Origin of the sequence: Aliivibrio sifiae, assembly GCF_002954715.1 — a bacterium.
In the GTDB taxonomy this organism is placed as follows: Bacteria; Pseudomonadota; Gammaproteobacteria; order Enterobacterales; family Vibrionaceae; genus Aliivibrio; species Aliivibrio sifiae.
This window is the reverse complement of record NZ_MSCP01000003.1, coordinates 289,133-310,800: the sequence shown is the minus strand read 5'-3', so window position 1 is coordinate 310,800 and position 21,668 is coordinate 289,133. Positions and strand designations below refer to the sequence as shown.

Below are 21,668 nucleotides of genomic sequence, written 5' to 3'. Positions count from 1 at the left end.
TTATTATCAAATAAAAAACGTGATCTAGATCTTGTTTTTTAGAGAGTAAGCAGTACAATTCGCTGCTTAATTAATCTCTAAGGTTTTATAACAATGAATTACGATTTAGGTGCTGTATATCTTGGTCAAATTGCTGCAAAGAATATGCTAAACGAAGAAATGTATGGCAAACAGCAATCAAGAAAGAAAAAAACAGCGGTAATAAAAAAACTTTGGAAAGGATTCGAAAGCGTAAATACTAAGATGGTTAACGCGGTGAGTGGTTACACTCCAGTGCTGACTTGGTAAGTATTTACTAAATGATAAAAGGCGCTTAAATAATTAAGCGCCTTTTATTTGCCATTTATAAATGATAGGAGTAGCATTTCTCTCATTGATTGGTGTTATCGTCGATCTCAGGTGATGGATTTCCACCTTTAACCGCTCTAATTTAGAGATAATGATTCCTACTGTAGCGTATCCTGATCAGATTATTCTGATTCTATTGGGATAGATCCGTCTATAGTAGAGTTGTTTGTTATTTCTCTTCTCTTCTAAGATAGTCTATCCTTTTGATTAACCATTATTAAAAGATAGATATTCATGGCACATCCTTTAAATCGAAATTTTCAAAACCTTTTTCAAGTATTCCGTTGGTCTTTACTTGTACTTCCGGTTGCTTTGCTTGTTGGTTCATTTAATGCCTTCTTTCTATGGTTGCTCAGTGAAGCAACTCAGACTCGGATCAACAACCCTTGGTTAATTTACCTTTTACCTCTTGCTGGATTAGTGATTGTCTACAGTTACCGTAACTGGGGTAAGAACTCTGCGGGAGGTAATAATTTGATCATGGATGAGATAAATCAGGCTGGTGAAGGGGTTCCCGTTCGAATGGGACCTTTAGTTCTTATCACTACAGTCATTACTCATCTTTTTGGTGGTTCTGCTGGGCGCGAAGGAACAGCTGTTCAGATTGGCGGTGCAACAACAGATTGGTTATCAAGAGTATTTAAGTTATCTGAAGATGACCGAAGAATGATGTTAACCGCGGGTGTTGCTGCAGGATTTGCGTCTATTTTTGGTACTCCATTTACTGGAGCTATTTTTGCGCTTGAAGTTCTCTTTATTGGTCGAATTAAATTCAATGCAATTATTCCAGCTTTGCTCGCAGCCATTTTGGCGAATGTTGTGGCCTCTGCATGGGGTGCTCATCATACACATTACTTAATTAGTTTTGATCAAGTTACGACTTTATTTGGTCATACTGTAGATATTGATTTAGTACTCATGGCTAAGGTTATTGTCGCGGCGATCGCATTCGGTTTAGCGGGTTATCTATTTGGTGAGTTAACTCATGGCTTCAAAGATTTGTTTAACGCAACGCTTAAAAACCCATATTTGATCGTTGTTGTTGGTGGTTTGATGGTGATTGGTATCACTCAGCTTATCGGTAATTATGATTACATTGGTATTGGGGTATATCCAAGTCGAGACGGTGGTGTGAGTATTACTTCCGCGTTTAGTGCAGGTGGTGCTGAGTGGTATAGTTGGATTTTAAAACTATTGCTTACCGCCATTACATTAGCTGCTGGTTATAAAGGTGGTGAAGTTACTCCTTTATTTTTTGTTGGAGCAACACTAGGTAATTTCTTAGCTTGGGTGATGGGTGCGCCAGTTGATTTATTTGCTGCATTAGGCTTCTTGGCTGTGTTTGCTGCAGCAACTAATACACCGTTAGCGTGTACTATTATGGGGGTTGAATTGTTTGGTGCTGATTATTTACCTTACTTTGCGTTAGCGTGTTATACCGCATATTACTTCAGTGGCCATACTGGAATTTATTCCTCTCAGCGCGTTGCTGTTTCTAAAACGTTAGAGCATGGTCGTGATCATGATGGTTCGAATAAAATTGGTTCATATCGTGAGTATAACTCCTCTTCATTAAAGCACTTGGTTAAAAAATTAATCAAAGGTGATAAGTAGTTTCACGTGAAACATGTAGATTAGAACCTAATGTGCTTCTCCAAAAAAAGAACATTGTATTTGATGGTGTAAGAGCTGCGGATGCAAAGGTGTTTTTTTGCTACGAAGCACACAAGGCTCAATATGAGTTGTTATATACAAAGCACAATATGCGGTTACTCACAAACTCCACCAACCAGATTAAATCTCCGTTTCAATTTTAATTTACTTTCTTTATACTCCGATAGAGTTCAGTTTTTCACCAAAGAAAACTGAAAGAAACTTGTCGGAGTGCTTAGTACTTTTTAAAGTACGAGCTGAGACCGCATTGCGGGATCCGTAGAACCTGATTAGGCTAATACCTGCGAAGGGAACAAGAGATCATTTACATCTTAGATATAAAGAAATTGTGGGATTGTTTGATAGATAATCGATTCATTTGAATTTATTGCTATTGAAAATAACACCAATGTAGGTAATAAAAACTTATAATCACACTTTAATTTTATACTAAGATCCTCTTGCTACAACTCAAATCCGACAAGCAATTATTCTATTTTTATCAAGGAATTTTGCTATGTCGTCAAGTCGTAAACAAGCACGTTTAGATGCTAAAACTAATATTGAATCGCTGTCGGTTCAACCATACCCAAACTCAAGTAAAGTCTATATTGAAGGATCTCGTCCTGATATTCGCGTGCCTATGCGTGAAATTGCATTGGCTGATAGCTTAGTTGGTGGAACAAAAGACAATCCAATTCTTGAACCAAATGAACCTATTCAAGTGTATGACACATCTGGTGTGTATACCGATCCAAATTACGACATTGATGTTTACCAAGGGTTACCAAAGCTTCGTGAACGTTGGATTGAAGAGCGCTGTGATACTGAGGTTTTGGGGGGCGTTAGCTCGGTTTATTCTCAAGAACGATTGGCTGATGAAACCCTTGATGAGCTTCGTTATGGAAACCTACCAACAATTCGTCGAGCGAAACAAGGGCAGTGCGTTACCCAACTTCATTATGCTCGCCAAGGTATTATCACTCCCGAAATGGAGTACATTGCGATTCGTGAAAATATGGGCCGCCAAAAGTTTGCAGATGAACAACTCAATCATCAACACCCTGGACATAGTTTTGGTGCGAGCTTACCAAAAGAAATCACGCCTGAATTTGTACGTAAAGAAGTGGCAGAAGGTCGTGCGATTATCCCATCAAATATTAATCACCCAGAAGCCGAACCTATGATTATTGGTCGTAACTTTTTAATTAAAGTGAATGCCAATATTGGTAACTCATCGGTTAGTTCATCTATTGAAGAGGAAGTAGAAAAGCTAGTTTGGTCGACACGCTGGGGTGGTGATACGGTGATGGACTTATCTACAGGCCGAAATATTCACGAAACACGAGAGTGGATTTTACGTAATAGCCCTGTGCCAATTGGTACTGTCCCTATGTACCAAGCTCTCGAAAAAGTAAACGGTGTAGCTGAAAACCTGAATTGGGAAGTAATGCGAGATACCTTAATCGAGCAGGCAGAACAAGGGGTCGATTACTTTACTATTCATGCGGGATTGTTACTTCGTTATGTACCAATGACTGCAAAACGAGTTACTGGAATTGTTTCTCGCGGTGGTTCAATCATTGCGAAATGGTGTCTTGCTCACCATCAAGAAAGCTTCTTATATACACACTTTCGTGAAATCTGTGAAATATGTGCCAAGTATGATGTGGCATTATCATTAGGTGATGGCTTGCGCCCAGGGTCTATTGCCGATGCGAATGATGAAGCACAATTTGCCGAACTAAGAACATTAGGAGAGTTAACCAAAGTTGCATGGGATTATGATGTTCAAGTCATTATTGAAGGTCCTGGTCATGTACCGATGCACATGATTAAAGAGAACATGGATGAACAACTCAAACATTGTCATGAAGCTCCTTTCTATACATTAGGCCCACTGACTACCGATATTGCTCCGGGATACGACCATATTACTTCTGGTATTGGTGCCGCGATGATTGGTTGGTATGGCTGTGCAATGCTTTGTTATGTCACACCAAAAGAGCATTTAGGTTTACCAAATAAAGAAGATGTTAAGACGGGATTGATTACTTATAAGTTAGCGGCTCATGCTGGGGACTTAGCCAAAGGTCATCCGGGGTCTCAAATTCGTGATAATGCGTTATCAAAAGCTCGTTTTGAATTCCGTTGGGAAGACCAGTTTAACCTCTCACTTGACCCAATAACTGCTCGTGAATTTCATGATGAAACCCTACCTCAAGAATCAGGGAAAGTATCTCACTTTTGTTCAATGTGTGGTCCTAAGTTCTGCTCAATGAAAATTTCTCAAGAAGTTCGTGAGTATGCTAAAGATACAGAACAAGTTGCACTGGACCAAGCTATCGAAATTAAAATGATTGATGACCCACTTGAAGGAATGCGTCAAAAATCAGAAGAATTTAAAGCATCGGGTTCTGAACTTTATCACCCAGCAGTTGAAGCAGAGTAAGACTCTGTGATTTTTTATCATTACGGTTAAATCGTATTTATTAATATCGGTGTTTCACGTGAAACACCGTTTGGAGATAGCAGTATGTATTCGTTTCCTTCAATAGATAAAAATAAGTTTGGGTTATACCCAGTTGTTGATGACGTGTTATGGATTGAAGCGTTATTAAAGTTGGGAGTGCAGACGGTTCAGTTACGTATTAAAGATGCAGAGCAACCCGATTTAGAACTACAGATAATAAAGGCAATAGAATTTGGTCGCTACTATAACGCACAAGTATTCATTAATGATTACTGGGAATTAGCAATAAAACACCAAGCCTTTGGTATCCATCTTGGACAAGAAGACATAGAGATAGCAGATTTGCAGGCAATATCAGATGCTGGTATTTGTTTAGGTTTATCTACTCATGATGATAATGAATTACTTAAAGTAAAAGCGCTTAACCCAAGTTACTTAGCTTTGGGACATGTTTTCCCTACACCAACAAAAGATATGCCATCTCAACCTCAAGGTTTAGAGAATTTGGCAAATAATCAAAAACTCGCAGGTGATACACCAACAGTTGCCATTGGTGGAATTGATCTATCTGTTGCTGAAGCGGTATGGCAAACCGGTGTAGATAGTATTGCTGTAGTTCGTGCCATTACTCAAGCTGATAACGTAGAAGATACGCTTGCTCAATTTAATTCTATTTTGGCTCAACCAAGAGCAGAACTAAAAATAGAAAGCCAGACAAAAACGTTGGGGTGATGGATGAGTAATCTATTAATGGAAAGTCTTAATGACCAAGATTTCTTACGCTACAGTCGTCAAATTATGTTGCCTGATATTGCCGACAAAGGACAGTTGTTACTAAGAAATAGTACTGTGTTGATGATTGGTTGTGGCGGACTTGGTTCTGCGGTTGGGATGTATCTATCTGCCGCTGGTATCGGTACGTTAATTATTGCAGATGGAGATAATCTTGACCTCAGTAATCTGCAAAGACAGGTTGTTTTTCGTAAATCAAACCTTAAACAAAATAAAGCTATAGCGATGGCCCAACAAATAAAAGAGCTAAATAGCCAAGTGAATGTTGAAGTTATTAATCATCATTTAACTGAACCTGAGTTATCTCGTTTTATTAATCAAGTCGATGTCGTTTTGGATTGTACTGACAATTTAACCACTCGCCATGAGATAAATTTAGCTTGTGTTAAGCAAAAGGTTCCACTTATTTCTGGGGCGGCAATTGGGTGGCAAGGGCAGTTAATGCTGTTTTCGAATCAACCAGCTATTGAAGAAAAGCAGTCGGCTTGTTACCACTGTTTATTTCCATTCACTCAAAGTCCGCAAAATCAAAATTGTCAGTCTTTTGGCATTATAGGCCCAGTAGTTGGCATTATTGGTAATTTACAAGCGTTAGAAACGCTTAAATATTTAACTCAACCAGAATGGATGACATGGAATTCACTTCATCAATTTGATGGAAGAACACTGGCATGGTCTGTAATTCATATCCCTAAAGATCATAGCTGTCCTGTATGTGGGTCATTAAGTGATTTGCAGGATGTTTCACGTGAAACACATAATAAAAGAGAGAGTATTGGTCAGTGAATAATTTAATGAGTATTGAATTAAATGGTGTGAAGTACCGAGTAGAAAAAAACCTCACGTTACTCGTATTTTTATCTCAACAGCAAATAGAGACTAAAGGATGTGCTTTAGCTATTGATCAACAAATTGTTCCGAGAAATGAATGGCAACAACGTGGTTTATCTGACGGTGAATCAATCTCTTTATTCCAAGCCATTGCTGGAGGCTGATATGACACAACCACTGATTATCGGAAATAAATCATTTTCATCTCGTTTGTTTACAGGAACGGGAAAATTTCCTAATTCATCAATAATGCAACAGGCATTAATTGAATCGGGTTCAGAGCTAGCAACAATGGCATTAAAGCGAGTGGATGTAAGTAATCCGGAAGATGATATTTTGAAGCCAATTGTTAATGCTGGTATTAATTTATTGCCTAATACATCTGGTGCCAAGAATGCTCGAGAAGCAATTTTTGCGGCTCAGTTAGCTAGAGAAGCATTGCAAACTAATTGGCTTAAATTAGAAATTCACCCTGATCCAAAATACTTAATGCCAGATCCAATAGAGACGTTAAAAGCAGCGGAAGAACTCGTTCGACAAGGGTTTATTGTATTGCCTTATTGTCACGCTGATCCGGTTTTGTGTAAGCGATTAGAAGAAGTAGGTTGTGCTGCAGTAATGCCATTAGGAGCACCTATTGGTTCAAATAAAGGGATTGTGAGTCGTGATTTTTTAGAGATTATTATCGATCAGGCGAGAGTGCCTGTTGTGGTTGATGCTGGGATTGGTGCGCCATCTCATGCAGTTTTTGCAATGGAACTTGGTGCTGATGCTGTGTTGGTGAATACCGCAATTGCCGCTGCGAGGAACCCAGTAGCAATGGCAACAGCATTTAAATTATCTGTTCAGTCTGGACGATTAGCGTATGAAAATGGTTTGGCGTCTGTGAGTTCTCAAGCGGTAGCATCGAGTCCGTTAACGGCATTTTTGGATTAGCAGCCCATTTAAGGAAAGACTATGACATTTACCAATGAATGGAAAAACCTGAATTGGGACGAGGTGAAACTCTCAATCTATAGTAAAACAGCACAAGATGTAGAAAGGGCTCTAAATAAACCAAAGCGTAATTTAGAAGATTTCAAAGCATTAATTTCGCCCTCAGCTGAAGCGTATTTAGAGCTAATGGCTGAAGAGTCAGCTCGACTTACTCGACAACGATTTGGTTATACTATGGGATTTTATATTCCTCTTTATCTTTCGAATTTGTGTGCGAATGCATGTTCGTATTGTGGGTTCTCGATGGAAAACCGTATTAAACGAAAAACACTGAATCAAGATGAAATAGCTAATGAGATTGATGCGATAAAAGCGATGAATTTTGACAGTGTGCTTTTAGTTACTGGAGAACATGAAACTAAAGTTGGGATGAGTTATTTTCGTAAAACACTGCCACAAATAAAACGTAGTTTTAATTATGTAGCGATGGAAGTTCAACCGCTTGACCAGATTGAATACACTGAACTGAAAACCTTGGGTTTAGATGCAGTGATGGTGTATCAAGAAACTTACCATCCATCGACCTATGCTGAGCACCATCTTCGAGGTAATAAAACTGATTTTAACTATCGGTTAGAAACTCCGGATAGATTAGCTAAAGCGGGGGTTGATAAAATTGGCATAGGGGCGTTAATTGGTTTGGAGGAGTGGCGAACGGATTGTTTTTATGTTGCTGCACATTTAGATTATCTTGAGCGTACTTATTGGCAAACAAGATATTCCATTTCGTTTCCTCGCTTACGTCCATGTGAAGGGGCTTTGCAACCCAAATCAATCATGAGTGATAAACAACTTGTACAACTCATTTGTGCTTATCGATTATTAAACTCTGAAGTTGAGCTTTCATTATCAACTCGTGAGTCTGAATATTTCCGAGATAATGTATCGTCATTGGGCATAACATCACTATCTGCGGCATCGAAAACTCAACCGGGTGGTTATGCTAATGATGATGAAGAACTAGAACAATTTTCGATTAGCGATGAACGACCAGCATTTGCGGTTGCACAAGCGGTTAAAGCAAGGGGATTTGAACCCGTTTGGAAAGATTGGGAGCGAGGTTATTCGGGATAGATCGTTATCATGATAATTTAGTGTTTCACGTGAAACTTATTTAAAAGTAAATACAAAAATGCCACGTTAATTCGTGGCATTTATTTCTAATTACTGGCTTAAATTAATTAACTTTCGTAGCTTAATTCTACTGTTGCTTTTTTTAGCCATTCTTTCACGTCACAATCAACTAACGGACTTACTTCATCCCATACTTTTTGATGGTAATTGTTTAACCAAGCAAGTTCTGGACGGTTTAGCATATCAACATTGATTAAACGTTTATCAATAGGGCAACGAGTTAATGATTCAAAACCAAGTACAGAGAAATCGCCTTTAGTTTCAATCTCTACTACTAATTCTAAATTTTCGATACGAATACCAAACTCGTCAGCACGGTAATAGCCAGGTTCGTTTGATAGCACCATACCAGGAAGTAAAGCCGTATTATTGACGACTTTAGCAATGCGTTGTGGGCCTTCGTGAACACTTAAGAAGTGACCAACACCATGACCAGTACCATGATCATAATCATAGCCTTGAGCCCATAAATGTTGACGAGCAAGAATATCTAATTGATGACCACATGTACCTTTAGGGAAACGAGCAGAAGCTAAACCAATGTGACCTTTTAAAACTAAAGTAAACTGCTGTTTAATATCATCACTTGGAGTACCAACCGCAAGAGTTCGAGTGATGTCTGTTGTCCCATCTGGATACTGACCGCCTGAATCAACAAGGTATAAGCTGTTCATTTGTAGCTTGCCTGGTTCAGGTTGGTTTTCATGATTATAGTGGCACATTGCGGCGTTGCCTGCAGCCGCTGAGATAGTATCAAAACTTAAATCAGCTAATGTTTCATCTTCTTCACGGAAGCCTTGAAGTTTATCAGCTAGAACCGCTTCGTCATGTAAATTACCCGCTTCGATTTCTGCATCAAACCACGTTAAAAACTTCACCATTGCTGCACCATCACGAATATGACACGCTTTCATGCCTGCTTTTTCAGTGTCATTTTTAGCGGCTTTTGGTAATAAACATGGATCAGACGCTTCTATAATCGTGGCTCTAGCATCTGAAAGTACTAATGATATCCACGCGTTTGACGTTGCAGAATCAACCAATACTTTTTTACCCGTAAGTGATTCTAGAATTGATTTTAGGGCTTCAGGTTTATGTACTCTAACACCTTGACCAACATGTTGATTAAAGTCAGAAGGCAGTCGAGTTGGATCTAAGAAGAAATCGACAGTTTCATCGGCATGAATAATGGCGTGAGATAATAGCACTGGCAAACGAGATACGTCTAAACCACGAACGTTCAACAACCAACAAATAGAATCTAATTGTGTCAATAGTGCGGCATCCGCATTTTTCTTTGCAACTTCTTTGGCTATTTCATTGCGCTTATCTGTGCTTGATTGGCCAACTAGATCAATAGGCATTAAACGAACATCTGACACTTTTACTTCTGGACGGTTTGCCCAAGAAAGGTCAATAGGGTTACTTGTAATCGTTTCTAAGGAAACAAAACCATCAACCGTTATCGTTGCATTTTTTAACCATTGTGCAGTATGCATTCTAGGATCAACAGCGACTTTTGAATTGGCAGCGAGAGTATCTTTAATCCATTCTAATAATGGTTCTTCATGTAAATGGCGGTACTCAAACACATCCGCTGGAACTTGTTTTCGAACTTGAACAGTATAACGACCATCAACAAAAATCGCGGCTTTATCTTTGGTGATTACCGCTGCACCTGCAGAGCCTGTAAATCCTGTTGCCCATAATAAACGTTCATTATGTTCAGGAATGTACTCGCCTAAAAACTCATCTTCATGTGGAATGATAAGAGCGTCAAAATCTTGTTTAACAAGCCATGAGCGAAGTTGCTCAATGCGTTGAGAAGTCTGTGGGTGCATCTGAGTATCCTTATTAATGTTCTGTCCGTATATGGCGAGGCAGAAAGCGGGATTATTATTCGAGTTATAACCTAGCGCTTTTATCCCGCATCTGCAATTGTTGATGCTGATAAATCTTTACAGTGATTAATTATGGTATTGCGCAGCCAGCAATTTGCAGCATCATTCTCTTTTTGCTGATGCCAGAAAAGGGTGTAAGCCATTTGCGGCAAATCAGTAGGCAAAGGTAAGACGACCAAATTAAGTTGCTTTGCTATTAACTTAATGAAGTGGCTAGGGGCAGTAAATATTAAGTCAGTATGGGTACATAAACTCGCTGCACTATTAAAATCAGGGACGATAATTCCAATGCTTCGCTCAAGTCCTCGGTCTGCCAGCTTATAATCAAGTAACCACTGATCTTTACCATCACAACGCACTTGAACATGACGTTGTTGAAGGTAAGTCTCTAATGTCCATTCTTGAGTTAATACTGGATGTTCTGGACGAACTAAGCACATCTGGCTGTCTCGATAGATCTCTTTTCCTCGTATATCTGCTGGCATTTGCATGGTGATATTTGCGTATTTGGGGTCCAAATCCTTTCCCGTAATACCAATATCCATTTCACCTGATTGCAATTTCTTTAAGGTCGTCATATCCCAAGGATGCGTATCTAACATGACATTAGGGGCTTTATTTAAAATGTAAGACATGAAGTGTGGCAGCAATAATGGATAGGTACTTTCTACTAACCCTAATCGGAATCGATAGTGGCTGTGCTGAGGTTCAAAGCTAGAGGCTTCTGTAATGGTTTCTAAATGACTTAATAGCGTATGCAGTTGCCCTTGTAGGTTACGTGCTTTCGCCGTGGGCTGTAGGCCATAAGCGGTACGAGTAAATAGGGGGTCATTAAATTGCTCTCGTAATTTAGCTAAGTTCTTACTGACAGCTGATTGACTCAAGCATAGACGTTGAGATGCGCGCGTTACGCTTTTTTCTTCTAGTAATAAGTGCAGAGTTAAAAGCAAGTTGAGGTCAATTTTAGCTAACTTTTCAAAGAACATAGAGATATTCCAAATTAGAATGTTAGATCTGAATATAAACCATTTCTGTTCATATCTCTAATTGAGTACACTCCTCGAACTATTTTAGGAGTTACACATGCACACGCCAGCTTCAGTTCAACCAGCAACACCGCTTACGCAACCATCTGATAAAAAAATCATCGCTCTGATGGTTGTTTTGGTTTTATTTAGTCCTCTTGCTATTGATATTTATCTTCCTGCTTTACCTATGATGGTTAGTGAGTTTCAAGTCGCTTCAACCTTAGGTCAAGATACTATTACGTGGTTCATGTTTAGCATGGGCCTTGGACAGTTATTTGCAGGCCCGTTGGCAGATCGCTATGGTCGCCGTCCAATTGCATTAACCGGCATTGTTATTTATGGATTGAGTGCGGCACTTGCTTATTCTGCTCAAGAAATGGAAATGCTATTAATTGCCCGTTTATTACAAGGCTTTGGTGCCTGTGCTACGTCAGTCGCTGCATTTGCTTCCGTTCGTGATTCATTTGGTGCTGAGAAAAGTGGCCGAATGATTAGTTATCTTAATGGTGCAATTTGTTTTATTCCTGCTTTAGCCCCAATTTTAGGTAGCTACTTAACGATTCATTTTGGCTGGCGTTCAAACTTTAGTTTTATGGCGGGTTTCGCACTAGTGAGCTTGGCATTAATTGCAATTAATTATAAAGAAACAAAGCCAAAAAACACGGTACAAACAGGGCGCTTAATCAGTCCATCTCGTTATTGGTCAGTACTGCAACATCCCACTTTTTTATTTCACGCAACGTTATGTATGTTAGCAATGGGCGTTATTTTAGCTTATGTGACATCAGCACCAGTGCTTCTTATTGATAAGCTTGGATTAACGATGCAAGAGTTTACCAATTGGTTTGCAGTTAATGCCGTACTTAATATTATGGCTTGTTTTGCTGCACCTAAATTCATGGTCAGATTCGGAACGAAAAAGGCATTATTATTCGGCTTAAGCGTACTGGTTATCGCTGGCGGATTAATGCTTAGTTTCCAACATATTCAGCAAGCTTGGGCGTTTATGGTCCCGATTTTCTTCTCGTCAGTAGGCTTCGCATGGGTACTGGGTTCGGCGGCAGGTAAAGCATTAGCACCTTTTGGTGATAGAGCTGGTACTGCTGCTGCATTATTAGGGTTATTTCAAATGAGTGGTGCAGGCGTCATTGTTGGCACAATGCAAAGATTAGCACTCCCTTCTGCACAACTCTTAGCACTAATGATGTGGCTTCTTATCCCAGGCTTGCTGATCCTATTAACAAAAACAGGCCAACGTTGGCATTCAGGCATTACTGAGAAGTAATTCCTATAAATTGAACAGAAAAGGAACAATATTGTTCCTTAATATATTCAGTTAATGCGACTTTCAGTGTATATTCAGCATTATTACTAATATTGACAACTGAAAGGCAAAACACGCAATGTCGATGTCTATTATTGAAATGGCTCGTGTTCTAGAGCAGATGGAAGAGTCACCAGAAAAATTAATGTTTGGTAAACTTTTATCTGAGTTAGGAAACCAAAGTCAAGAGCGCGTAAGAAGTGCTGCGCGCCAAGTGTCTGTTCCTACATTGCGTGATCTTATTTACCAATTTCAAGTGGTAATTGAAGAGCGCAAAGGCGAAACGACAAAGAAATTAGCTGAAGAGATGGCGAAAGAAGGAGTTTCTTTAGAAGACTTCCAAGCTTATCTAGCAGGTAAATAACTATAGCGGTATAAATAAAAAAAGCAGCGAATGATCGCTGCTTTTTTTATATTTAAAATTTGGTTAGGGATGAGTATTAACTCTTAGCAATCTCTGCTTGTTCCTTTTTCTTACCGTAGAATTGCTGTATCAATAATCCACATACAATCATAATTAAACCAATTAGAGTTGATGGATGTATTTCTTCACCGATAATATTCGCGAGTAGTAATAAAGAAATAAAAGGAGAAGCAAAAATCAGGTTACTAATACGGGCGGTATTCTGAGTTAAACGTAATGCAGATAGCCATAAAACAAAGGTGATCCCCATTTCAAATAGCCCAACATAAGACACGGCCAACCAACCACTCATTGGGATATGAGCCCAAGGAGCACCTTCATAAAAACTTAAACCTATTGCTACTGGAAGCGCGACTAAGAAACCGAGCAGTAATCCTAAAATTGGGTCCGCTTTATTCTTGGTGTTCAGTATCCAATACCCAGCCCAAAGCAGTGTTGAAAACAACGCTAACCCCACGCCTAGTGGGCTATCAAACTCTAGCGCCAAGACGTTACCTTTGGTTGCAATCACTATCACACCTAAATAACCCAACACACAAGCAATCCAATCTTGTTTTCTGATTTTTTGACCAAGAAAAACCGCAGCCATTAATGTGAGTGTTATTGCCCAGCTGTAATTTAGAGGCTGAGCTTGAGATGCGGGTAATAAATCATAAGATTTAAATAACACCAAGTAATAAGCAAGAGGGTTAATTGCGCCAAGTAAAATGTAATACAAAGGGTTGGCAACAAAAGTATCAACGAGTTTAGATAATGTTTTTTGGTAGGCAGCAACAGCAACTAAAGCAAGGATAGATACTGCACTAGCAATTGTCAGCATTTGAGTTGGGGTAAAGAACTCCAATGTAATTTTAAAAGCGGTGGCGACGGTTGACCATAATAGAACCGCAGCGATGCCAAATCCTAAAGCGCGACGTTCGTTCATTGTTATTATTCTCAATTAGAAATCCATTTAAGGCAGGAGTTTACCTGTGCTTGTAAAATAGTGTTAACTGGACATTTATCCAGTATCAAAATATCCTATAAGAATAAGTTTTTGTATTGAGTGAGTTATGGAATTTTTGAATCAATTTGGTGGCCATTTATTGTTTGGTTTTGTTGGAGCAAGCATTGCTTATGCTGTCGCTCATGTGTTGGCTAATAGCCGAAATCAGCAAGAATTAGCGTTGTTAGAGCATGAATTAGAATCAGAAAAAAAACTCAACAATAATCAATTGAGCCAATTAACCCAGCAATTAGAAAAACAGCAAACAGAACTCGATGAGTTAGATGGTGAAAGAGATCAGTTAGCGCAAGAACAAAAGCAATCACATGGCCGTTTAATGGCAGCGATGGAAAAACTTCGTTATTTTGAAGCAATTCAAAAAGAAAAAGAATTTCTTACACAGCAACTGGAGTTTTCTCGCCAAGCAAACTCAAATATCGAAGCTGAATTACGAGAGCAGGAAGCTCGTCATGAAGAAGAGCGCAAAGCCAGTTTAGAAAAAATGGAATTATTAGAGCGTGCTGAACTACGCTTAAAACAACAATTTGAAAATTTAGCTAACCAGCTGTTTGAACAAAAAACCAAAACGGTCGATGAGCAGAACAAAATTAGTTTAGAAGGTTTGCTGTCACCATTGAAAGAGCAGTTAGAAGGATTTAAAAGACAGGTTAATGATAGTTTTGGTTTTGAGGCGAAAGAACGCCACACCTTAGTTCATGAAATTCGAAGCTTACAGCAACTTAATGAGCGAATGACACAGGAGGCGGTAAACCTGACCAACGCGCTAAAAGGTGACAATAAACAACAAGGCAATTGGGGTGAAGTTGTTCTTGCGCGAGTTTTACAAGAATCAGGCTTACGAGAAGGTCATGAATACGACACTCAAGTCAGTATGGATGATGAAGATGGCAAACGTTTTTATCCCGATGTGATTGTTCACTTACCTGATGAGAAAGATGTCGTGGTTGATTCAAAAATGACCTTGGTTGCGTATGAGCGATTTTTTAATAGCGATGACTTTAATCAAAAAGAGCAAGCACTTGATGAACACTTAATGGCTATTCGTGCGCATTTACGTGGATTAAGTAAAAAGGATTACCACAAATTAAATGGCTTACGCAGTTTAGATTATGTATTAATGTTTATTCCTGTAGAGCCGGCATTCCAAGTTGCAATTGAAGCCGATCCATCATTAATTTCGGACGCGATGGAGCAAAATATTATCATCGTAAGTCCAACGACGTTACTTGTAGCGCTAAGAACCATCAGTAATTTATGGCGTAATGAAAGACAAAATCAGAACGCAAAAATCATCGCCGATCGTGCCAGTAAGTTATACGACAAAATGCGTTTATTTGTCGATGATATGGAAGCCGTCGGAGGTGCGTTAGATAAAGCGAATCAAAGCTATCAAGGTGCAATGAATAAATTAGCAACAGGGCGTGGCAACATTATTCGTCAGGCTGAAAGCTTTAAAGAATTGGGTGTTGAGGTAAAGCGAGATATAAATCGTCGTCTTATTGAACAATCTTTTGAAGCAGATACGATGCAAACACTTGGTGATAATGGGTTGGATAAAGTAGACTAGAGCGCTGTTGAATTCAGAGTGTAGGGATTCAGCGAACAATCTCTAGAGGACGAAAAATGACGGACAAGATGAACATTGCTGAAGAAACAACGCACTTTGGCTTCACTACAGTCGCGAAAGATGAAAAAGTCGCGAAAGTTGCAGAAGTATTTCACTCTGTAGCTGCAAAATACGACATCATGAATGACCTTATGTCTGGTGGTGTACATCGTGTTTGGAAACGATTCACTATTGATTGCAGTGGCGTACGTCCTGGCCATAAAGTTCTTGATTTAGCCGGCGGTACTGGTGACTTAACCGCTAAGTTTTCTCGTATTGTCGGTGAAAAAGGTCAAGTTATCCTAGCTGATATCAACAACTCAATGTTGAATGTTGGTCGTGATAAACTGCGTGATATGGGTATTGTTGGTAACGTAAACTACGTACAAGCAAATGCTGAAGAGCTGCCATTCCCTGATAATCATTTCGATTGTATTACTATCAGCTTTGGTCTTCGTAATGTTACAGATAAAGATAAAGCATTACGTTCGATGTTCCGCGTATTAAAACCGGGTGGTCGTTTGTTAGTTTTAGAATTCTCCAAGCCAGTTCTTGAACCACTATCAAAAATCTACGATGCATACTCTTTCCATTTATTACCTAAAATGGGTGAGTTAATCGCGAACGATGCAGATAGCTACCGTTATTTAGCTGAATCTATCCGTATGCACCCAGATCAAGAAACACTGAAAAGCATGATGGAAGACGCTGGTTTTGAGCAAGCAAACTATTACAACCTTACTGGTGGTATCGTTGCGTTGCACCGTGGCTATAAGTTTTAAAGGATAAAATAATGCCATTAGAACCGTTTGTAACAGGCGTAATGGAAACAGGGTTAAATACTCTGTTAAAAGAATCACCTGATAGCAAAGCTGCGCTGCTTAGGTTAAAAGAAAAAATCATTCATGTTCATTTAAATGAAGTGAACAAAGATTTGTATTTTATTTTTAGTCAGCAGCAAGTAGATATCCTGTCAAAGTTTGAAGGTGAGGTCGATTGCTACCTTGCTTTAAACCTTTCTGTTTTGCCGCAACTGCGTGAGAAAAACAACATAACTCAATTAATAAAACAAGATAAGTTGGTGCTTGAAGGTGATCTTAACCTCGCACAACAATTCTCTGCGTTATTAACTGAGCTTAAACCGGATGTGGAAGAGAAACTTTCCCAATATACTGGTGATATTGTTGCTCATACTTTAGTGAGTGGTGTAAAAAACAGTGCGTGTTGGGTAAAGAAACAAATTTCTCGTCAAACACGTCACGCGGCAGAAGTGTTAACTGAAGAATGGAAAATTGCACCAGCGCCGTTAGAAATTGCGCATTTTTGTGATCAAGTTTCTGATGTTGATACTCAACTTGCGGATCTTGATGTTCGTTTAACGCGATTATTGAATGCTTATCCAATGGAGCGCGCATGACACCATCAGAGCTAAAGCGTTTATATCACATCACCAAGGTTCAGCTTGAGTATGGATTAGATGAACTGCTGCCTGATCACGCGTTAACTCAACTACCAAAGCGTTTACGTCGAGGGCTTTTCTGGATAAAAAATAAATATCCAGAGAAACCATTAGGTGAACGCTTACGTTTGGCGCTACAAGAGTTAGGACCTGTATGGATTAAATTTGGTCAAATGATGTCAACTCGTCGTGACCTTTTTCCTCCTCATTTAGCCGATCAACTGGCATTACTGCAAGATCAAGTCGCTCCATTTGATGGCCAATTAGCTAAAGATCAAATGGAAATTGCACTGGGTGGGCCATTAGAAAATTGGTTTACTGAGTTTGATATTATTCCTTTAGCCTCTGCCTCTATTGCTCAAGTACATACAGCAAAGCTAAAAGAGTCAGGCCGAGAAATAGTACTTAAGATTATTCGTCCTGATATTCGTCCAGTTATTGAAGCTGATATTCGATTAATGTATCGAATGGCAGGGTTAGTTGAGCAACACATTCCAGAAGCTCGTCGTTTAAAGCCTGTTGAAGTTATTGAAGAATACGAAAAAACCTTACTTGATGAACTAGACTTAAGAAGAGAAGCCAGTAATGCAATGCAGCTGCGCCGTAATTTTGAAGGCAGTGAAGAGTTGTATGTACCAGAAGTTATTTTAGATTTAAGCTCTGAAAACTTGATGGTGTCTGAGCGTATCTATGGTATTCAAGTTTCTGATATTGAACAATTAGAAAGAAATAACACCAACATGAAGCTATTAGCGGAACGTGGTGTGTCTGTTTTCTTTACTCAAGTGTTTAGAGATAGCTTTTTTCATGCGGACATGCACCCAGGGAACGTGTTTGTAAATCCAGATAATCCAGATAATCCACAATGGATTGGATTAGATTGTGGTATTGTTGGAACACTCAATAAAGAAGATAAGCGCTATTTAGCTGAAAATTTATTAGGCTTTTTTAATAGTGATTATCGTAAAGTCGCACAATTACATGTTGATTCAGGTTGGGTTCCGGCGGACACTAATGTCGAAGAATTTGAATTTGCGATCCGCATGGTATGTGAGCCAATATTTGCAAAGCCATTAGGTGAGATATCTTTTGGGCATGTATTATTGAATTTATTTAATACAGCACGTCGTTTTAATATGGAAGTGCAACCGCAATTGGTTCTATTGCAAAAAACATTGTTGTACGTAGAAGGATTAGGGCGACAGCTGTACCCTCAACTGGATCTATGGGCAACCGCCAAACCGTTTTTAGAAACGTGGATGGCAAAACAAATTGGACCGGCAGCCTTCGTGACTGCTTTGAGTGAGAAAGCGCCATTTTGGGCTGAAAAATTGCCAGAACTACCAGATTTAGTTTATGACAGTTTGCGCCAGGGCAAAGTTCTCAATCAACGAATGGATAAACTCTACGCAGGTTATCGTCAAAGTAAGCGTCAACAAGCGAAAGGACAATTCCTATTTAATGTTGGAGCAACTCTGCTGATTTGTTCTGCGGTGTTATTAACCAGTAACATTACTGCGTTAGCATCAATTAGTGCTGCTACAGGAATCACGTTTTGGCTATTAAGCTGGCGAGCATATCGTTGATAAGCGTTATTCTGATTAGCAATTTTTTAACCCTAACACGCTGAGGAAACAAGCATGGGTGGTATTAGTATTTGGCAACTTCTTATTATTGCAGTAATTATCGTTCTGTTATTTGGTACGAAAAAATTACGCGGTGTAGGCAGTGATTTGGGTTCTGCAGTTAAAGGCTTTAAAAAAGCGATAAGTGAAGAAGATACAGCAAAAGATGCGAAAAAAGACGCTGATTTTGTTGCTCCTCAAAACTTAGAGAAAAAAGAAGCAGAGACAGTAGAAAAACAAAAGCAAAACGACAAAGAGCAGGCATAACACGTGTTTGATATCGGTTTTTGGGAACTGATACTGATCTCTGTTGTTGGACTCGTTGTATTAGGACCGGAACGTTTACCAAAAGCGATCCGCTCTGTGGCTCAGTTTGTTGGGGCAGCAAAAAGCATGGCGAATAACGTCAAAGATGAGCTGACACAAGAGCTGAAGATACAAGAGTTACAAGAAAATTTGCGTAAAGCAGAACAGATGAATATGGAAGACTTAGCGCCTGATCTTAAAAAATCAGTAGAAGAGTTAAAGCAAGCGGCAGCTGATGTCACTCGCCCATATGCAAAACCAGAAGAAACTGTAGATACTCCAAAAGTAGATACAGAAACGCCGGTAACATCTGATTCAACTTCTAAAACAAAAGCAGAGTAATTATGTCATCAGTTGAACACTCTCAGCCGTTGTTAACTCACCTATTAGAGCTAAGAAACCGTCTATTAAAGGCATTAATTGCCGTAATCGTGGTGTTTTTAGGTCTGGTCTGGTTTGCTAATGACATTTATGAGTTCTTATCAGCGCCGTTGGTAGAAAGATTACCAGCCGGTGCAACGATGATAGCAACTGATGTCGCGTCACCATTTTTCACGCCTATAAAGCTGACTTTGGTGGCATCGATATTTGTCGCTGTTCCAGTGATTCTTTATCAAGTATGGGCATTTGTAGCTCCTGGACTGTATAAGCATGAAAAGAAACTGATCATGCCGTTATTGTTCTCAAGCTCAATGTTGTTTTATGCAGGCGTTTCTTTCGCTTACTTTATCGTTTTTCCGTTAGTGTTTAGCTTTTTTACAAACATTGCACCGGAAGGCGTTCAAGTTGCTACGGATATCGCCAGTTATCTTGATTTTGTTTTAGCTTTATTCCTTGCCTTTGGTATCGCGTTTGAAATTCCCGTCGCCATCATTTTATTATGTTGGACAGGAGCAACAACACCTGAAACCTTAAAGCAAAAACGTCCATACATTGTTGTCGGTGCGTTTGTTGTGGGTATGATGCTAACACCGCCAGACATTATTTCTCAAACCCTACTTGCAGTACCTATGTGTATTCTGTTTGAGTTCGGTTTGTTCTTCTCTCGTTTTTATGTAAGGGAAGAAAATGAAGATGACATGGAAAAAGACGAAGCATAATACTTGTTAGAATAAATAAAATTGAAAGCGCTGATACTATATCAGCGCTTTTTTTTATTCTTTTTTAAGCCATAAATAGGGCGTTATTTTATTTTATTCGGCTATAGAGTGATCAGTATCACGGTTAGATTTTTAAGGCATGAGAGATAGTAGAGATAAAATGGAAAAGCCGTGTGCGAGATCTCTTACAAGTTAGTGAGATTTGGCGCTTTATTTGTAGTCGAAAATTATCGGTTTTTAGTTAACTTGTTGAAATTTAATACTTTTGTTTTTCGTGGTAAATAACGTATATTTTTTTTTGCAAAAATTAGGATTTAGTCTATTGCTGAAATAGGTGAAAGGCGTAATCTCAATGGTGTCGGAAGGATGCTGACACGGAACAGGAACTAGCCAAGGATTTGGTACGCTTCAGGATGAGGCACTCGGTTACTTAGGATTAGTAATCGGCACGGATAGCGAAATGGACATTGAATGGACGCAATAGTAACTAGGATGGTTACTACTAAGGAAAGACAATGGACACCTCTAGGATTGAGGTAAATGGACTGCACATCAGGATGATGTAACGGACACCGCTCAAGGAACAAGCGAAGAGAGTTAACTACGGACTGTTAACGGATCAGGATAAGATCAAGGACACCGCTAGGATAGCGAGAAAGGAATGCACTGAAGGAATCAGTATACTATCAAGGATTTGATGCATGGAGCACCATTAGTAGCCGGATTGCTGCGAGTAAAGTTATAACCCCGTTAGACGAGAGTCTAGCGGGGTTTTTCTTGTTTGGGGTAAAGTAAAAGCCTATACGCTACGCTAACTAGAGGCTAGAACGCTTCGCTTTTATAAGAGCGAGAGTTGATTCTGAATTTAATAGATTATGGTGTCAGCAACCCCCTCTAACTCCCCCTTATATTGATATTATCGCTCTCAGGAATTCATAGATAAAGGGGGAGAACCTTCTTTGGTGCGGATATTTTAGCGCTCGCAATACAGTTCCTCCCCTTGAGTAAATATCTCATGTGATCACCAATGTCGATATAAGGGGCGGCTAGGAGGGGTTGTGAATACAGGTGTTAATTGCTCCGTATTTTGTCTTGATCTTATAGTTTCTAGTTGTATTTATCACTTACCACGCTCACTCTTGAAACCTTTAAGCGTAGCGATCTGAATCCTTATTCCCAAAACCCCATTACCCGTGTGCGAGATCTCTCACAAACAAGTGCGCATTTTCGCTTTATTCATGTCTAAATTGAACTAATTACTAGTTAAGTTATTGATATGTATATTTTTTAATTTTACTATTGAAAGTAGGATAATTCTTTTTGCAAAAGTTTGAATTTAGTCTATTGCTGAAAATAATGAAAAGCGTAATCTTATTGGTGTCGGAAGGATGCTGACACGGAACAGGAACTAGCCAAGGATTTGGTACGCTTCAGGATGAGGCACTCGGTTACTTAGGATTAGTAATCGGCACGGATAGCAAAATGGACATTGAATGGACGCAATAGTAACTAGGATGGTTGCTACTAAGGAAAGACGATGGACACCTCTAGGATTGAGGAAAATGGATTGCACATCAGGATGATGTAAGGGACACCGCTCAAGGAACAAGTGAAGAGAGTTAACTACGGATTGTTAACGGATCAGGATAAGATCAAGGACAC

At 39.3% G+C, this 21,668-nt stretch carries 20 protein-coding genes and 2 riboswitches; of the genes, 17 read left to right on the top strand and 3 right to left on the bottom strand.

The genetic code is table 11. The features are described from left to right. Positions 1-93 precede the first annotated feature (93 nt). From BTO23_RS19795 to thiH, 8 genes are all read left to right on the top strand, one after another. Positions 94-288, top strand: coding sequence for a hypothetical protein (locus BTO23_RS19795; RefSeq protein ID WP_061005034.1), 195 nt, complete (start codon positions 94-96; stop codon positions 286-288). Positions 289-389: 101 nt separating this feature from the next. Next, a riboswitch (Fluoride riboswitch) is annotated at positions 390-456 on the top strand. A 126-nt stretch (positions 457-582) separates the two neighbouring features. Continuing rightward, on the top strand, positions 583-1,962 hold the full coding sequence (locus BTO23_RS19790; protein WP_060993440.1) for a voltage-gated chloride channel family protein: 1,380 nt from the start codon (positions 583-585) through the stop codon (positions 1,960-1,962). Positions 1,963-2,218: 256 nt separating this feature from the next. Next, positions 2,219-2,331, top strand: a riboswitch (TPP riboswitch). Positions 2,332-2,518: 187 nt separating this feature from the next. Beyond that, on the top strand, positions 2,519-4,453 hold the full coding sequence (gene thiC, locus BTO23_RS19785; RefSeq protein WP_105064388.1) for a phosphomethylpyrimidine synthase ThiC: 1,935 nt from the start codon (positions 2,519-2,521) through the stop codon (positions 4,451-4,453). Between the two features lie 84 nt (positions 4,454-4,537). Continuing rightward, positions 4,538-5,206 carry a thiamine phosphate synthase gene (thiE, locus tag BTO23_RS19780; protein ID WP_060993438.1) on the top strand — a complete coding sequence of 223 codons (669 nt, stop codon included), beginning with the start codon at positions 4,538-4,540 and terminating at the stop codon, positions 5,204-5,206. 3 nt (positions 5,207-5,209) lie between these two features. Next, complete coding sequence (locus tag BTO23_RS19775; protein WP_060993437.1) at positions 5,210-6,052, top strand: HesA/MoeB/ThiF family protein; 843 nt, start codon at positions 5,210-5,212, stop codon at positions 6,050-6,052. Between the two features lie 8 nt (positions 6,053-6,060). Next, on the top strand, positions 6,061-6,261 hold the full coding sequence (gene thiS / locus BTO23_RS19770) for a sulfur carrier protein ThiS (RefSeq protein ID WP_105064387.1): 201 nt from the start codon (positions 6,061-6,063) through the stop codon (positions 6,259-6,261). Position 6,262: 1 nt separating this feature from the next. Continuing rightward, positions 6,263-7,033: a thiazole synthase gene (locus tag BTO23_RS19765; protein WP_105064386.1), complete on the top strand. Its 771-nt coding sequence runs from the start codon at positions 6,263-6,265 to the stop codon at positions 7,031-7,033. 21 nt (positions 7,034-7,054) lie between these two features. Then, positions 7,055-8,167: a 2-iminoacetate synthase ThiH gene (gene thiH, locus BTO23_RS19760; protein ID WP_105064385.1), complete on the top strand. Its 1,113-nt coding sequence runs from the start codon at positions 7,055-7,057 to the stop codon at positions 8,165-8,167. A gap of 107 nt (positions 8,168-8,274) precedes the next feature. Here thiH and BTO23_RS19755 read toward each other — a convergent pair whose 3' ends face one another. Together BTO23_RS19755 and BTO23_RS19750 are read right to left on the bottom strand one after the other, a co-directional pair. Beyond that, positions 8,275-10,068, bottom strand: coding sequence for an aminopeptidase P family protein (locus BTO23_RS19755; protein WP_105064384.1), 1,794 nt, complete (start codon positions 10,066-10,068; stop codon positions 8,275-8,277). A gap of 80 nt (positions 10,069-10,148) precedes the next feature. Then, positions 10,149-11,114, bottom strand: coding sequence for a LysR family transcriptional regulator (locus BTO23_RS19750; RefSeq protein WP_061005022.1), 966 nt, complete (start codon positions 11,112-11,114; stop codon positions 10,149-10,151). 97 nt (positions 11,115-11,211) lie between these two features. Between BTO23_RS19750 and BTO23_RS19745 the strand changes: the two genes are divergently transcribed. Together BTO23_RS19745 and tsrA are read left to right on the top strand one after the other, a co-directional pair. Beyond that, on the top strand, positions 11,212-12,441 hold the full coding sequence (locus BTO23_RS19745; protein WP_061013286.1) for a multidrug effflux MFS transporter: 1,230 nt from the start codon (positions 11,212-11,214) through the stop codon (positions 12,439-12,441). Between the two features lie 118 nt (positions 12,442-12,559). Further along, the gene (gene tsrA / locus BTO23_RS19740) at positions 12,560-12,844 is read left to right on the top strand and encodes an H-NS-like global regulator TsrA (protein WP_060993430.1); all 285 of its coding nucleotides are present in this window, start codon (positions 12,560-12,562) and stop codon (positions 12,842-12,844) included. A 76-nt stretch (positions 12,845-12,920) separates the two neighbouring features. On the opposite strand, the gene BTO23_RS19735 is transcribed toward tsrA, so the two are convergent. After that, the gene (locus tag BTO23_RS19735; RefSeq protein ID WP_061005018.1) at positions 12,921-13,829 is read right to left on the bottom strand and encodes a DMT family transporter; all 909 of its coding nucleotides are present in this window, start codon (positions 13,827-13,829) and stop codon (positions 12,921-12,923) included. Between the two features lie 127 nt (positions 13,830-13,956). Here BTO23_RS19735 and rmuC point away from each other — a divergent pair, with 127 nt between their 5' ends. Genes rmuC through tatC form a run of 7 tightly spaced genes read left to right on the top strand, consistent with a single transcriptional unit; the run spans position 13,957 to position 20,006 of the window. Continuing rightward, positions 13,957-15,477 carry a DNA recombination protein RmuC gene (gene rmuC, locus BTO23_RS19730; RefSeq protein WP_061005016.1) on the top strand — a complete coding sequence of 507 codons (1,521 nt, stop codon included), beginning with the start codon at positions 13,957-13,959 and terminating at the stop codon, positions 15,475-15,477. Positions 15,478-15,533: 56 nt separating this feature from the next. Beyond that, entirely contained in the window at positions 15,534-16,298 is a 765-nt protein-coding gene (gene ubiE, locus BTO23_RS19725; RefSeq protein ID WP_060993427.1) for a bifunctional demethylmenaquinone methyltransferase/2-methoxy-6-polyprenyl-1,4-benzoquinol methylase UbiE, read from the top strand. 11 nt (positions 16,299-16,309) lie between these two features. Next, on the top strand, positions 16,310-16,933 hold the full coding sequence (locus BTO23_RS19720) for a ubiquinone biosynthesis accessory factor UbiJ (RefSeq protein ID WP_061005014.1): 624 nt from the start codon (positions 16,310-16,312) through the stop codon (positions 16,931-16,933). Further along, positions 16,930-18,561, top strand: a complete 1,632-nt coding sequence (ubiB, locus tag BTO23_RS19715; protein WP_060993425.1) for a ubiquinone biosynthesis regulatory protein kinase UbiB — start codon at positions 16,930-16,932, stop codon at positions 18,559-18,561. Before BTO23_RS19720 ends, ubiB begins: the two co-directional genes overlap by 4 nt. A gap of 54 nt (positions 18,562-18,615) precedes the next feature. Next, complete coding sequence (tatA, locus tag BTO23_RS19710) at positions 18,616-18,867, top strand: Sec-independent protein translocase subunit TatA (RefSeq protein WP_060993424.1); 252 nt, start codon at positions 18,616-18,618, stop codon at positions 18,865-18,867. 3 nt (positions 18,868-18,870) lie between these two features. Then, the gene (gene tatB, locus BTO23_RS19705) at positions 18,871-19,248 is read left to right on the top strand and encodes a Sec-independent protein translocase protein TatB (RefSeq protein ID WP_060993423.1); all 378 of its coding nucleotides are present in this window, start codon (positions 18,871-18,873) and stop codon (positions 19,246-19,248) included. Between the two features lie 2 nt (positions 19,249-19,250). After that, positions 19,251-20,006, top strand: a complete 756-nt coding sequence (gene tatC / locus BTO23_RS19700; RefSeq protein ID WP_061005007.1) for a Sec-independent protein translocase subunit TatC — start codon at positions 19,251-19,253, stop codon at positions 20,004-20,006. Positions 20,007-21,668: the final 1,662 nt, after the last annotated feature.

Coding starts and splice junctions, on each gene's coding strand:
- BTO23_RS19795 (WP_061005034.1), top strand. CDS start 94: ATGAATTACGATTTAGGTGCTGTATATCTTGGTCAAATTGCTGCAAAG.
- BTO23_RS19790 (WP_060993440.1), top strand. CDS start 583: ATGGCACATCCTTTAAATCGAAATTTTCAAAACCTTTTTCAAGTATTC.
- thiC (WP_105064388.1), top strand. CDS start 2,519: ATGTCGTCAAGTCGTAAACAAGCACGTTTAGATGCTAAAACTAATATT.
- thiE (WP_060993438.1), top strand. CDS start 4,538: ATGTATTCGTTTCCTTCAATAGATAAAAATAAGTTTGGGTTATACCCA.
- BTO23_RS19775 (WP_060993437.1), top strand. CDS start 5,210: ATGAGTAATCTATTAATGGAAAGTCTTAATGACCAAGATTTCTTACGC.
- thiS (WP_105064387.1), top strand. CDS start 6,061: ATGAGTATTGAATTAAATGGTGTGAAGTACCGAGTAGAAAAAAACCTC.
- BTO23_RS19765 (WP_105064386.1), top strand. CDS start 6,263: ATGACACAACCACTGATTATCGGAAATAAATCATTTTCATCTCGTTTG.
- thiH (WP_105064385.1), top strand. CDS start 7,055: ATGACATTTACCAATGAATGGAAAAACCTGAATTGGGACGAGGTGAAA.
- BTO23_RS19755 (WP_105064384.1), bottom strand. CDS start 10,068: ATGCACCCACAGACTTCTCAACGCATTGAGCAACTTCGCTCATGGCTT.
- BTO23_RS19750 (WP_061005022.1), bottom strand. CDS start 11,114: ATGTTCTTTGAAAAGTTAGCTAAAATTGACCTCAACTTGCTTTTAACT.
- BTO23_RS19745 (WP_061013286.1), top strand. CDS start 11,212: ATGCACACGCCAGCTTCAGTTCAACCAGCAACACCGCTTACGCAACCA.
- tsrA (WP_060993430.1), top strand. CDS start 12,560: ATGTCGATGTCTATTATTGAAATGGCTCGTGTTCTAGAGCAGATGGAA.
- BTO23_RS19735 (WP_061005018.1), bottom strand. CDS start 13,829: ATGAACGAACGTCGCGCTTTAGGATTTGGCATCGCTGCGGTTCTATTA.
- rmuC (WP_061005016.1), top strand. CDS start 13,957: ATGGAATTTTTGAATCAATTTGGTGGCCATTTATTGTTTGGTTTTGTT.
- ubiE (WP_060993427.1), top strand. CDS start 15,534: ATGACGGACAAGATGAACATTGCTGAAGAAACAACGCACTTTGGCTTC.
- BTO23_RS19720 (WP_061005014.1), top strand. CDS start 16,310: ATGCCATTAGAACCGTTTGTAACAGGCGTAATGGAAACAGGGTTAAAT.
- ubiB (WP_060993425.1), top strand. CDS start 16,930: ATGACACCATCAGAGCTAAAGCGTTTATATCACATCACCAAGGTTCAG.
- tatA (WP_060993424.1), top strand. CDS start 18,616: ATGGGTGGTATTAGTATTTGGCAACTTCTTATTATTGCAGTAATTATC.
- tatC (WP_061005007.1), top strand. CDS start 19,251: ATGTCATCAGTTGAACACTCTCAGCCGTTGTTAACTCACCTATTAGAG.